Below are 11,987 nucleotides of genomic sequence, written 5' to 3'. Positions count from 1 at the left end.
AGTTAACGTTTTCCGCTGTGCAGCCAGAATGGCTCCTGCGAAATGGCCTCGTTGCGGAAATGCTCAATCTCAATATGCTGACGGGTTTCGATGGCATGTTTCAGCCCCTGCCAGTTCTCCAGCCAGGCCTGCGCTTTGACGCCATCATAGGCGCCTGACAGCAGTAACATGCTGTCGATGTTGCGCGTCAGGCGGATCAGCTGATCGCCGTACTGGTCGCCCAGCGGATAAGCAAAGGTGGTTTTCAGCTCTGCGGCATGGCGGGAAAGGTGGATATCCGCGAAACGTTTGAAGTTTTCTGCGATTTTGGTCTGGGCTTTAGCGTCCAGGAAGGTGCGCCAGCCGCGTGTCACCAGAAACTCGGTCAGCGCCAGTTTGGCGGCCGCGGTTTGCGGGCTGTAGATCGCCGTTTGCGCCGACACGTCGGAGAGCATCAGTGCTTCGGTTTGGGTCAGCAGATCGCGTAAGTGAGCACTTGCTTTGCGCGGCACAATGCCGCCAAACAGCGTCAGGGTATGACGAACCAGACCGATGGCGGCCAGGACGTGGGCTTTTGCGTTTTTGACATTACGTACCCAGAGCTCCTCGTGGTACTGCCACTGCGAGAGCGCCAGCTCCAGCGCCGCCTCCATACCCTGCTCAACGCTGGCTTTTGGGGCAACGCGTAGCACAGGGGTCTCTTTCAGCACGCGTGGCGCATTCCCGGCTGCCAGATGATAGCCGCGGGCGGCTTTGCTGAGGCTGCCCTGACGTAAGCCTGACTGACTCACTAGCTTACGCGCCAGCCTCAGCACATCGTTCGTCTCACCTTCCAGCAACTCAAGCTCCAGCTCGCAAATCGGTTCCTGGTATTCGCCCGCTTTCACCTCGCCCAAATCAAGGGCGATTTCAATGCGGCTTTTGCCTTCCGTTACCAGCCATTTCTCGCGCCAGAAATCGGTGCTGAACAGCGGCTGCACCTCTGTTGCCAGGGTGGATGGCAGTTCGCCGTTCGGCCACACTTCTGCCGGAAAACGTTCCAGCTCAAGTTCTGGCTGACTGATGTCGATATTGTATTCCGGGCGCTGATGCAAACCGCCCACAACGCGACCGGCGATTTTCATCGTCATCTCGTAGCGCCCGTTCGCGCCACGGATGCGCAAGCCCATATCGTGACGACGCAGCCAGTTGTCCGGCGTTTCGTAATAGATATTGAGCAGCTGTACGGGTTCATGGTGTTCGCCGGACAGCGTTTGCAGATGCTGGCGCAGCGCGTCAACGCTGTCTTTTTCGACGATAAACTTTAATTCGATCTCTTGTGCCATAGCCTTGTACTTTTGCGTGCGTCACAGACGCGTCGATGAAGGCGAACTTCCTCGCCATTTGTTTGTCAGTACATAGTATTTTGCGCCAAATTGCCACGCAATGAGCAATTTGACGGGCGTAAAAAGTTTGCAGCGGCGGCGATCGGGACACAGATGATTCTGATTGATGACGAATCCTTTGCGTAGAGACACTGATGCCACTACTATCGTTCCACTATTTATGAAAATAACGACTGATATGCTTAAATTACGCCTGATTGGACTTACTTTACTCGCTTTTAGCGCCGCGACTGCGGTCCACGCTGAAGAAAAGCGTTACGTTTCTGACGAACTGAACACCTGGGTACGTAGCGGCCCCGGAGATAATTATCGCCTCGTGGGTACGGTAAATGCCGGCGAGGAAGTCACCCTGTTACAGACCAACGCGGAGACCAATTATGGTCAGGTTCGCGACAGTTCCGGCCGTACGTCCTGGATCCCCCTGAAAGAGCTGAGCACCGTGCCAAGCCTGCGCACCCGCGTGCCGGATCTGGAAAACCAGGTGAAAACCCTGACCGACAAGCTGAACAACATTGACGGCACCTGGAACCAGCGTACCGCGGAAATGCAGCAGAAAGTCGCGCAGAGCGACAGCGTGATTAACGGTCTGAAAGAAGAGAACCAGAAACTGAAGAATGAGCTGATTGTGGCGCAGAAGAAAGTGAATGCCGCCAATCTGCAGCTCGATGACAAACAGCGCACCATCATCATGCAGTGGTTTATGTATGGCGGCGGCGTACTGGGCGTCGGTCTGGTACTGGGTCTCGTTCTGCCACACCTGATCCCAAGCCGTAAGCGTAAAGACCGCTGGATGAACTAACTCGTCTTCTCTGCCAGACTTACGTATGATCCTGGAAAAGAGAAAACGGGAGTGTAAGGCGTGAAGAGTTATCTGGTCGGTGGTGCGGTACGTGATGCGTTGTTAGGTCTGCCGGTCAAAGATAAAGACTGGGTGGTGGTAGGCGCCACCCCCGAAGAGATGCTTAACGCGGGCTACCAGCAGGTAGGCCGCGATTTTCCCGTGTTCCTCCATCCGCAAAGCCGCGAAGAGTACGCCCTGGCGCGTACGGAGCGTAAATCCGGTTCCGGCTATACCGGCTTCACCTGCTATGCCGCGCCGGACGTCACGCTGGAGCAAGATCTGCTGCGCCGCGATCTCACCATCAACGCGCTGGCGCAGGACGAGAACGGCCAGATCGTAGACGCTTATGGCGGCCAGGACGATCTGCGCAACCGTCTTTTACGTCATGTTTCCCCGGCCTTTTCTGAAGATCCGCTCCGGGTGCTGCGCGTGGCGCGCTTTGCCGCGCGTTACGCCCATCTCAGTTTCCGTATTGCCGATGAGACGATGGCGCTGATGACCGCCATGACCGAGGCGGGCGAGCTGGAACACCTGACGCCAGAGCGCGTCTGGAAAGAGACGGAAAATGCCCTCACCACCCGCAACCCGCAGGTCTTTTTCCAGGTGCTGCGCGACTGCGGCGCCCTGAAGGTGCTGTTCCCGGAGATAGACGTGCTGTTTGGCGTGCCTGCCCCGGCAAAATGGCATCCGGAAATCGACACTGGCGTGCACACCCTGATGACGCTCAGTATGGCGGCCATGCTCAGCCCGGAGGTGGACGTGCGTTTTTCCACCCTGTGCCACGATCTTGGCAAAGGCTTAACGCCAAAAGAATTCTGGCCTCGCCACCACGGGCACGGCCCGGCAGGGGTGAAGCTGGTCGAGGGGCTGTGCCAGCGCCTGCGGGTGCCGAACGAGATCCGCGATCTGGCGAAACTGGTGGCCGAATTCCACGACCTTATCCACACCTTCCCAATCCTGAAACCGGCCACCATCGTTAAACTGTTCGATAACATCGATGCCTGGCGTAAACCCCAGCGCGTCGAGCAGATCGCGCTCACCAGCGAAGCTGACGTGCGCGGGCGTACCGGGTTTGAAGCCTGTGACTACCCGCAGGGGCGTTTGCTGCGCGCAGCGTGGGCGGTGGCCAAAGCGGTACCGACGAAAGATGTTGTCGACGCGGGCTTTAAAGGTCCCGAGATCCGGGAGGAGCTCACCAGACGGCGAATTCAGGCGGTATCAGACTGGAAGGAAAAGCATTGCCCTCAGCCAAAAGACTGAGGGCAGTCGGTCAGAAGAAGACCACGTAAACGGCAGCCGCGACGATAAAGCGGTAGATGGCGAACGGGATAAACGAGATACGCTTAATCAGTTGCAGGAAGGTTTTAATGGCAATCAGCGCCACGATAAAGGCGGTGATAAAGCCGACAGCAAACATCGGAATGTCGCCCGTGGTGAGGAAGCCAATGCTTTTGTAGAGGTCCAGCGCGGTGGCGCCCATCATCATCGGCACCGCCAGCAGGAACGAAAACTCCGACGCCGCGTAACGGCTTACGCCCATCAGCATCCCGCCAGAGATCGTCGCACCAGAACGCGAGAAGCCCGGCCACAGTGCCAGACACTGGAAGCAGCCAATGATAAAGGCCTGGCGATAGGTCATATCGTCCAGGCCTTCTGCCCGCGGCGTTTTTGGCTTCAGCACTTCCGCCGCAATCAGCAGGAAACCACCGACCACCAGCGCGTACATCACGTTAATCGGGTTAAACAGCGATTTGATGGTGTCGTGGAAAACCAGCCCCAGCACCACTGCCGGGATCATCCCGAGCAGGATATGAATCAGCGTCAGGCGGCCCTTGCTCTCACCTTCACGCTGTGGCAAACGCCCGAAGTGGATACCGATCAACCCAAACAGACGCCGCCAGAACATCACGACCACAGCCAGAATGGAACCCAACTGAATGACCACCTCGAACGTCTTTGCGGTATCGCCTTCAAAGCCCAGCAGATGGCCAACGATAATCATATGGCCCGTACTGGAAACCGGCAAAAACTCCGTCAATCCTTCGACCACACCCAGAATTGCCGCCACCAGCAGCGAGTGCATATCGCTCATCTATAAACCCCTAAAAAAATATAAAAAAACGGTCGCCCCAACAGCTACCGTGAAAGATACAGCTTTAAGACCGATATAACCTAAAATGGTTTAGCTATTATGACGTTAAATCTATCCTTTCAGATTTGTGCCACGCTCGATGATGACGCCCACATTAGCGGCACGCGCCACCGCGCCTGGCTTGCTCAGCTTAATGCGCACCCACGGCGAGTTGAATTTGGTCAGCAGCAGTTCGGCCACCTCCTCCGCCACCCGTTCTACCAGCGCAAAACGCTGCCCTTCAACGTGGGCAATGACCGTTTCGCTGATGTCGGCATAGCTCAGACAATCATTTACGTCATCACTCTTCGCTGACTTGCGGTTATCCCAGCCCATTTCGATATCGAACACCAGCTTCTGCTCGATGGTCTGTTCCCAGTCGTAAACACCAATAGTGGTGATTACCGAAAGTTGCTCTATAAATACAATATCCATCACGACCTGCCTGCTTTTTGGCTAAACCGGATACCACTTCCGGTGAATTATGCGTATTATCCACAGATGCTGAGAATACAGATACATTTTCTAAACGGAACAGCGTTATGAGTGCAATCGCGCCTGGAATGATTCTCCTCGCCTACCTTTGCGGCTCAATCTCCAGCGCCATTCTGGTCTGCCGCATTGCCGGGTTACCTGACCCGCGCGAAAGTGGTTCCGGGAATCCGGGAGCGACCAATGTACTACGAATTGGCGGCAAGGGAGCAGCCGTAGCGGTTTTGATTTTTGACGTTCTGAAAGGGATGTTACCCGTCTGGGGCGCGTATGCGCTGGGCGTTACTCCGTTCTGGCTGGGGCTTATTGCCATCGCCGCCTGTGTCGGCCACATCTGGCCCGTATTCTTCGGTTTTAAAGGCGGCAAAGGCGTCGCGACAGCCTTTGGTGCCATCGCGCCCATCGGCTGGGATCTCACCGGCGTGATGGCGGGCACCTGGCTGCTGACCATCCTTCTGAGCGGCTATTCGTCGCTGGGCGCCATCGTCAGCGCGCTGATTGCCCCCTTCTACGTCTGGTGGTTCAAACCCCAGTTCACCTTCCCGGTGTCGATGCTCTCCTGCCTTATCCTGCTGCGTCATCACGATAATATTCAGCGTCTGTGGCGTCGTCAGGAGACCAAAATCTGGACGAAGCTCAAGCGAAAGAAAAAAGATCCCGAGTAGCGGAGAGTTATGCCTTATAACCAAATGTGATTTTGGTCATCTTCTGCCTGTGGTAACTGTTAGAGACACAACACAACCACACAAAAAGAAAATGGCAGAAATCACAGACACCACTCCCCTTGCAACGGCAGGAAACACCCCGGATGGCGACATCAAGTGGGTACGTAACGCATCGGACGTTTCACGTCTGGTTAACGACGGTTCTCAGGGCCGCACCAACGCCCGTATTGTGGTCGGTATTGCGCTGGGAGGGATTTTCCTCGATGCCTACGATCTCGGCGCGCTGGCGTTTGGCATCAAAGACATTACCCGCGAATTCAATTTAACCCCTGCAGGCACCGGCATGGTGGCCTCGGCCATTACCTTTGGTGCTATCGTCGGGGCGCTGCTTGGCGGCTATCTTACGGATAAAATCGGGCGTTACCGCGTCTTTATGGCCGACATGGTGTTCTTTGTCGTCGCCGCTATCGCCTGCGCACTGGCACCAAACGAATATGTGCTGGCGGGTGCGCGCTTTGTGATGGGGCTCGGCGTGGGGATTGACCTCCCCGTGGCGATGGCCTTTCTGAGCGAGTTTGCCAAACTCAAAGGCCCGGGTAATAAGGCCTCCAGCGTCGCAATGTGGTGCCCTACCTGGTATGCCGCCATCAGCATCTCTTACCTGCTGGTGCTTTTCTTCTACGCCGTGCTGCCGGCAAGCCACAGCGACTGGCTCTGGCGCTTAATCCTCGGTTTTGGTGCGGTGCCTGCGCTGGTGATTATCGCCATTCGCAGTCGCTATATGAGCGAATCGCCGGTCTGGGCGGCAAATCAGGGCAACCTGAAAGAGGCGGCGTCTATTTTACGTCAGTCGTATAACATCAATGCCCACGTGCCGCAGGACGCGCTCAGCCAGCCCGCGCCGGTGGTCAATAAGGCAAAATGGTCGAACTACCTGAACCTGTTCCGGGGCATCTATTTACGCCGCACCACGCTCGCCACGCTGCTGTCGGTGGTCTCTTCCTTCGCCTATAACGCCGTGGCGTTTGGTCTTCCGGTAATCATCTCCAGCTTCTTTGTCCAGTCGATGCTGACCACCATTCTGATTTCGCTCGCGCTTAACCTGCTGTTTGCCTTCGTTGGCGGACTGCTGGCGGTCCGCTACGTGCCGCGCTTCGGCGCCTGGCGAATGTCACTTGCGGGCTACGCCTGTCAACTGGTGGCACTGCTTGGGCTGGCGCTGATAGGGCGGCCTGAAGGCGCGGCAGAGGGTGTGATTGCCGTCGGCATGCTGGCGCTGTTCCTGTTTGGTCAGGGTTTTGGGCCAGGCGCGCATACCATGACGTTCGCTTCCCTCAGCTACCCGACCTCGCTGCGCGGCGTGGGCGTAGGCCTTAACCAGACGCTGATGCGCAGCAGTTCAACGCTGTCACTGTTCCTGTTCCCGCTGCTGGTAGCCTCACTGGATACCGCCGTCTTCTGGGTGATCGCCCTGGCGCCGTTTATCGGGCTGGCCTCACTGCTGGCGATCCGCTGGGAACCCTCCGGGTATGATGTGGATGCGGAGGATTACCGGTAATTACGTATCACTTCGGTGGGGTCAGCCCACCGAAGGACTTTTATAAATCTTCCAGCAGCGTTCTGGAGAGTTTTTTTAGCGTCTCAAGCTCATCATCATTCATCCGCATGCTGCAGCGAATCCGGTCTGGCAGCGCCATCACCTGCTTTTTAAGTTCATTCGCCTTATCGGTCAGAACGACGTGTTTCATCCGTTCATCATTAGCCACGGCAACACGGTTCAAAAATCCTTTTGCCTCAAGCTTTTGTACGAGCGGAGTCAATGTACCCGAATCAAAAAACGTCTTATCGCTCAGATCGCGAAGCGGGATGTTGTCTTTCTCATAAAGGGCCATCAAAACAACAAATTGCGGATAAGTGAGGTCCAGCTCCTGCAGTAAGGGGCGATATTGTCGAACGAACGCATTGGTAACCGAGTACAGGGAGAAGCAAAGTAAATCATCTAATGTTTTGTTTTCTTTCATTTTTGTATCCACCCTGAAGCTGTTATCAAAAAAAAATTATAAATAAAGTTTGACTAAAAGTATCTTGCGCGCAAGTATTATATCAACAACTAAGTAGCGCACTACTTAATACGGTAACTGTTCAATACTCGCTTAAAGAGGTACTACCATGAAAACAATGACCGCCATCCTAATTTCTTCCGTCTTCGCGTCAGCCGCGGCATCCGCTCAAACCAGCAATACCCCAACCCCGACCGCGGGCGTGCAGGCATTTCTTAATGTTCTGAATGCCGGGAAAGGGAAACCGATGGAACAGATGACCCCGCAGGAAGCACGTCAGGTATTGATTGGCGCGCAGCAGGGCGCAAAACTTCCCCCCGCTGACGTTTCAGAAAAAACGATCCAGGTAAATGGTCAGGCGATCAAACTGAAAATAGTGAAACCTGAAAACGCGAGCGGCACGCTCCCGGCATTTATGTTCTTTCACGGCGGCGGTTGGGTGCTGGGTGATTTCCCAACCCACGAACGTTTAATCCGCGACCTCGTTCGCGCTTCCGGCGCCGCTGCGGTTTATGTCGATTACACACCGTCACCTGAAGCCCACTTCCCGGTGGCAATCAATCAGGCCTATGAAGCGACAAAATGGGTAGCCGCGCACGGTCAGGAAATTGGCGTGGATGGTAGCCGTCTGGGTCTGGTCGGTAACAGTGTGGGCGGCAATATGGTGGCTTCCGTGGCGCTGCAGGCAAAACAGTTCAACGGCCCCAAAATTCGCTACAACGTGATGCTCTGGCCAGTTACCGATGCGAATTTCGATACTGCCTCGTATAACCAGTTCGAAAATGGCTATTTCCTGTCGAAAAACATGATGAAATGGTTCTGGGATAACTACACCACCCGCGCTGACGATCGCAACAATATCCTGGCCTCTCCGCTTCGTGCCAGCACCGCGCAGTTGAAAGGTTTCCCGGAGACCTTGATTCAGACAGCAGAGCTGGACGTTCTGCGGGATGAAGGTGAAGCCTTCGGGCGTAAACTGGATGCAGCTGGCGTCCCGGTGACCGTCACGCGCTATAACGGCATGATCCATGATTACGGCCTGCTCAATCCACTGAGCGAAGAGCCGACGGTCAAGGTTGCCCTGGAGCAGGCTGGCGCAGCGCTGCATGAGCACCTGAAATAACAGCATCGCGATCCTCGTTAAAAAGCACGTCCCCGGGGCGTGCTTTTTGGTTTCGTCTTAAACGCCATCCATAAGCGACTCATATGACAGCCTTCAATTCTGCCAGGGCATACTGAAACGACCCCGATGATGAGCAGATGGATGCAGCATGTTAGCAGCTCAGGTCACTGATAATACATACAAAGGCTGGCAGGCATCGCTTGCCCTGCAGTTTTGTCACACCCCTGAGAAAACCCTCCTGCACTCCGCTCATCACGTCGGGCCGCTCACCGTTCAGCGTCCGTTTTACCCCGAAGGGGAAACCTGCCACCTTTATCTGCTTCATCCGCCCGGCGGGATTGTGGGCGGCGATACGCTGGACATTTCCGTTCGGCTGAACGCCAAAAGCCATACGCTTATCACCATGCCCGGCGCCAGCAAGTTCTATCGCAGCAGCGGCCCGCAGGCCCGTCTGAGCCAGCACTTTTATCTCGATGAAGACGCCACCCTGGAATGGCTGCCGCAGGACACCATTATTTTTCCCGGTGCGAATGCCGCACTGCGCTCCGTCTTCCACCTGAAGGCCTCCAGCACGCTGCTGGCGTGGGAGCTGTACTGCCTGGGCCGCCCGGTGATAAACGAAACCTTCAGCCACGGCACGCTGGAGAGCCGTCTTGAGGTGTGGGTAGATGACGAGCCGCGCCTGATTGAGCGCCAGCATCTTAGCGACGGCGATCTCACGCCCGTCGCCGGACATCCGTGGATCGGCACGCTGCTGTTCTATCCGGCTACCGATGATCACCTCGACGCGGTGCGCGAGCGGCTCGCACCGCTGGAAAATTATGCCGGGGCAACGCTCACCGATGGCCTGCTGTCGGTGCGTTTTCTCTCCCACGACAACCTGATTTGCCAGCGGGTGATGCGCGATATCTGGCAGTCGCTTCGCCCGCTCCTCACCACCAAAACCGCCTGTTCGCCGCGTATCTGGCAGACATAAGAGAAACGTTATGGAACTGACCCCCAGAGAAAAAGACAAGCTGTTGCTGTTCACCGCCGCGCTGGTTGCCGAACGCCGCCTTGCGCGCGGGGTAAAGCTCAATTACCCGGAATCGGTCGCGCTGATCAGCGCCTTCATTATGGAAGGCGCGCGCGATGGCGAAACCGTCGCCTCACTGATGGAAGCGGGCCGTCACGTCCTGACGCGCGACCAGGTGATGGAGGGCGTACCGGAGATGATCCCGGATATTCAGGTGGAAGCCACCTTCCCCGACGGGTCAAAGCTCGTCACCGTGCATAACCCGATCGTCTAAGGAGCGCGTGATGATCCCAGGCGAGTATCAGATCCAACCCGGCACTATTGCCCTTAACGTCGGGCGCGAAACCCGGCGTGTCATCGTCGAAAATCACGGTGACCGGCCGATCCAGGTGGGATCGCACTACCACTTTTACGAGGTGAATCCGGCGCTGAAGTTTGACCGGGAAGCCACCAAAGGCTACCGGCTGAATATTCCGGCAGGCACCGCCGTGCGTTTCGAACCTGGCCAGAAGCGCGAAGTGACGCTGGTTAAGGTCACCGGGGCGCAGCGCATTTTCGGTTTCCGTGGTGATGTGATGGGAGAAGTGAAAAATGGCTGAAATTTCGCGCCAGGCTTATGCCGATATGTTCGGCCCCACCACCGGCGATAAAGTACGATTAGCCGACAGTGAGCTGTGGATCGAAGTGGAAGACGATCTCACCGTCTACGGCGAAGAGGTTAAATTTGGCGGCGGGAAAGTGATCCGCGACGGCATGGGCCAGGGGCAGATGACCGCGCAAGACTGCGTGGATCTGGTGCTGACTAACGCGTTGATTGTCGATCACTGGGGGATCGTGAAAGCGGATATCGGCGTGAAGAACGGGCGGATCTTCGCCGTCGGCAAAGCCGGTAACCCTGACATTCAGCCTGGCGTAACGATCCCGATCGGTGCCGCCACAGAAGTGATCGCCGCTGAAGGGAAGATCGTCACCGCTGGCGGGATCGACACCCACATCCACTGGATCTGCCCGCAACAGGCCGAAGAGGCGCTGGTTTCCGGCGTCACAACGATGATCGGCGGCGGTACGGGACCTGCGGCAGGGACCAACGCCACCACCTGCACGCCGGGACCGTGGTATATCGCCCGTATGCTGCAGGCTGCTGATACCCTGCCGGTGAATATCGGCCTGCTCGGCAAAGGTAACGGTTCAAACCCGGATGCCCTGCGCGAGCAGATAGTCGCCGGTGCCATCGGGCTTAAGATCCACGAAGACTGGGGCGCGACGCCCGCAGCCATCAACTGCTCGCTGGAGGTGGCGGAAGAGATGGACATTCAGGTGGCGCTGCACAGCGACACGCTGAACGAATCCGGTTTCGTCGAAGACACGCTGGCCGCCATTGGCGGGCGCACCATCCATACTTTCCACACTGAAGGAGCAGGCGGTGGCCACGCGCCGGATATTATTACCGCCTGCGCACACCCCAATATTCTGCCCTCCTCCACCAACCCGACGCTGCCCTATACGGTCAATACCATCGATGAACATCTCGACATGCTGATGGTCTGCCACCACCTCGATCCGGATATCGCCGAGGACGTAGCCTTTGCCGAATCGCGTATTCGCCGGGAAACCATCGCCGCGGAGGATGTGCTGCACGATATCGGCGCATTCTCGCTCACCTCCTCAGATTCGCAGGCCATGGGCCGCGTCGGGGAAGTGATTATCCGCACCTGGCAGGTGGCGCACCGCATGAAGGTGCAGCGCGGCGCACTGCCGGAAGAAACCGGCGATAACGACAACTTTCGCGTGAAGCGCTACGTCGCCAAATACACCATTAACCCGGCACTTACCCACGGTATCGCCCACGAAGTGGGCTCCATCGAGGCGGGCAAGCTGGCGGATTTAGTGGTCTGGTCCCCGGCGTTCTTTGGCGTGAAACCCGCCACCATCGTCAAGGGCGGGATGATCGCCTGCGCGCCGATGGGCGATATCAACGCCTCGATTCCCACGCCGCAACCGGTCCACTACCGCCCGATGTTTGGTGCGCTGGGTGCCGCACGCCACGCCACCCGGCTGACGTTTGTCTCGCAGGCTGCTGACGCGCTGGGAATGGCACAACAGCTCAACCTGCAGAGCGCCACAGCGGTGGTCAAAGGCTGCCGGACGGTGAAAAAAGCCGACATGATCCACAACGGCCTGCAGCCAAATATCACCGTCGATTCGCAAACCTATGAAGTGCGCGTCGACGGCGAACTGATAACCAGCGAACCGGCTGACGTTCTGCCGATGGCGCAACGCTATTTCCTGTTTTGAG

Annotated in this window: 13 protein-coding genes; 9 read left to right on the top strand and 4 right to left on the bottom strand. The window is 56.9% G+C overall.

What is annotated here, in order from left to right:
• Nucleotides 1-2 precede the first annotated feature (2 nt).
• Nucleotides 3-1,304, bottom strand: coding sequence for an inorganic triphosphatase (locus NQ842_RS04545; RefSeq protein ID WP_257256555.1), 1,302 nt, complete (start codon nucleotides 1,302-1,304; stop codon nucleotides 3-5).
• Nucleotides 1,305-1,542: 238 nt separating this feature from the next.
• Between NQ842_RS04545 and NQ842_RS04540 the strand changes: the two genes are divergently transcribed.
• Nucleotides 1,543-2,163 carry a TIGR04211 family SH3 domain-containing protein gene (locus NQ842_RS04540; protein ID WP_014833308.1) on the top strand — a complete coding sequence of 207 codons (621 nt, stop codon included), beginning with the start codon at nucleotides 1,543-1,545 and terminating at the stop codon, nucleotides 2,161-2,163.
• Between the two features lie 60 nt (nucleotides 2,164-2,223).
• The gene (locus NQ842_RS04535; protein WP_046888666.1) at nucleotides 2,224-3,465 is read left to right on the top strand and encodes a multifunctional CCA addition/repair protein; all 1,242 of its coding nucleotides are present in this window, start codon (nucleotides 2,224-2,226) and stop codon (nucleotides 3,463-3,465) included.
• A 10-nt stretch (nucleotides 3,466-3,475) separates the two neighbouring features.
• On the opposite strand, the gene bacA is transcribed toward NQ842_RS04535, so the two are convergent.
• Nucleotides 3,476-4,297 (bottom strand): undecaprenyl-diphosphate phosphatase, encoded by an 822-nt coding sequence (bacA, locus tag NQ842_RS04530; protein ID WP_014833310.1) that lies wholly within the window; start codon nucleotides 4,295-4,297, stop codon nucleotides 3,476-3,478.
• Between the two features lie 111 nt (nucleotides 4,298-4,408).
• Nucleotides 4,409-4,771, bottom strand: a complete 363-nt coding sequence (gene folB, locus NQ842_RS04525; RefSeq protein WP_047361285.1) for a bifunctional dihydroneopterin aldolase/7,8-dihydroneopterin epimerase — start codon at nucleotides 4,769-4,771, stop codon at nucleotides 4,409-4,411.
• A gap of 107 nt (nucleotides 4,772-4,878) precedes the next feature.
• Between folB and plsY the strand changes: the two genes are divergently transcribed.
• Nucleotides 4,879-5,493, top strand: coding sequence for a glycerol-3-phosphate 1-O-acyltransferase PlsY (gene plsY, locus NQ842_RS04520; protein WP_014833311.1), 615 nt, complete (start codon nucleotides 4,879-4,881; stop codon nucleotides 5,491-5,493).
• A 91-nt stretch (nucleotides 5,494-5,584) separates the two neighbouring features.
• The gene (locus NQ842_RS04515; protein ID WP_063411992.1) at nucleotides 5,585-7,051 is read left to right on the top strand and encodes an MFS transporter; all 1,467 of its coding nucleotides are present in this window, start codon (nucleotides 5,585-5,587) and stop codon (nucleotides 7,049-7,051) included.
• A 40-nt stretch (nucleotides 7,052-7,091) separates the two neighbouring features.
• Here NQ842_RS04515 and NQ842_RS04510 read toward each other — a convergent pair whose 3' ends face one another.
• Nucleotides 7,092-7,514: a MarR family winged helix-turn-helix transcriptional regulator gene (locus NQ842_RS04510; protein ID WP_014833313.1), complete on the bottom strand. Its 423-nt coding sequence runs from the start codon at nucleotides 7,512-7,514 to the stop codon at nucleotides 7,092-7,094.
• 148 nt (nucleotides 7,515-7,662) lie between these two features.
• Between NQ842_RS04510 and NQ842_RS04505 the strand changes: the two genes are divergently transcribed.
• The 5 genes from NQ842_RS04505 (at nucleotide 7,663) to ureC (ending at nucleotide 11,986) form a co-directional block, all read left to right on the top strand.
• Nucleotides 7,663-8,676, top strand: coding sequence for an alpha/beta hydrolase (locus NQ842_RS04505; protein WP_257256553.1), 1,014 nt, complete (start codon nucleotides 7,663-7,665; stop codon nucleotides 8,674-8,676).
• A gap of 148 nt (nucleotides 8,677-8,824) precedes the next feature.
• Nucleotides 8,825-9,652: an urease accessory protein UreD gene (locus NQ842_RS04500; RefSeq protein ID WP_257256552.1), complete on the top strand. Its 828-nt coding sequence runs from the start codon at nucleotides 8,825-8,827 to the stop codon at nucleotides 9,650-9,652.
• 10 nt (nucleotides 9,653-9,662) lie between these two features.
• A complete protein-coding gene (locus NQ842_RS04495; RefSeq protein ID WP_003862556.1) occupies nucleotides 9,663-9,965 on the top strand; it encodes an urease subunit gamma in 303 nt (100 codons plus the stop codon).
• Between the two features lie 10 nt (nucleotides 9,966-9,975).
• A complete protein-coding gene (locus NQ842_RS04490) occupies nucleotides 9,976-10,290 on the top strand; it encodes an urease subunit beta (RefSeq protein ID WP_014833316.1) in 315 nt (104 codons plus the stop codon).
• Nucleotides 10,283-11,986 (top strand): urease subunit alpha, encoded by a 1,704-nt coding sequence (gene ureC / locus NQ842_RS04485; protein ID WP_014833317.1) that lies wholly within the window; start codon nucleotides 10,283-10,285, stop codon nucleotides 11,984-11,986. The genes NQ842_RS04490 and ureC overlap by 8 nt, the downstream gene beginning before the upstream one ends.
• Nucleotide 11,987: the final 1 nt, after the last annotated feature.

Origin of the sequence: Enterobacter cloacae complex sp. R_G8 (assembly GCF_024599795.1) — a bacterium.
In the GTDB taxonomy this organism is placed as follows: domain Bacteria; phylum Pseudomonadota; class Gammaproteobacteria; order Enterobacterales; family Enterobacteriaceae; genus Enterobacter; species Enterobacter dissolvens.
The sequence above is the reverse complement of the archived record's forward strand: the minus strand, read 5'-3'. Positions and strand labels throughout refer to the sequence as shown.

Coding starts and splice junctions, on each gene's coding strand:
- NQ842_RS04545 (WP_257256555.1), bottom strand. CDS start 1,304: ATGGCACAAGAGATCGAATTAAAGTTTATCGTCGAAAAAGACAGCGTT.
- NQ842_RS04540 (WP_014833308.1), top strand. CDS start 1,543: ATGCTTAAATTACGCCTGATTGGACTTACTTTACTCGCTTTTAGCGCC.
- bacA (WP_014833310.1), bottom strand. CDS start 4,297: ATGAGCGATATGCACTCGCTGCTGGTGGCGGCAATTCTGGGTGTGGTC.
- folB (WP_047361285.1), bottom strand. CDS start 4,771: ATGGATATTGTATTTATAGAGCAACTTTCGGTAATCACCACTATTGGT.
- plsY (WP_014833311.1), top strand. CDS start 4,879: ATGAGTGCAATCGCGCCTGGAATGATTCTCCTCGCCTACCTTTGCGGC.
- NQ842_RS04515 (WP_063411992.1), top strand. CDS start 5,585: ATGGCAGAAATCACAGACACCACTCCCCTTGCAACGGCAGGAAACACC.
- NQ842_RS04510 (WP_014833313.1), bottom strand. CDS start 7,514: ATGAAAGAAAACAAAACATTAGATGATTTACTTTGCTTCTCCCTGTAC.
- NQ842_RS04505 (WP_257256553.1), top strand. CDS start 7,663: ATGAAAACAATGACCGCCATCCTAATTTCTTCCGTCTTCGCGTCAGCC.
- NQ842_RS04500 (WP_257256552.1), top strand. CDS start 8,825: ATGTTAGCAGCTCAGGTCACTGATAATACATACAAAGGCTGGCAGGCA.
- NQ842_RS04495 (WP_003862556.1), top strand. CDS start 9,663: ATGGAACTGACCCCCAGAGAAAAAGACAAGCTGTTGCTGTTCACCGCC.
- NQ842_RS04490 (WP_014833316.1), top strand. CDS start 9,976: ATGATCCCAGGCGAGTATCAGATCCAACCCGGCACTATTGCCCTTAAC.
- ureC (WP_014833317.1), top strand. CDS start 10,283: ATGGCTGAAATTTCGCGCCAGGCTTATGCCGATATGTTCGGCCCCACC.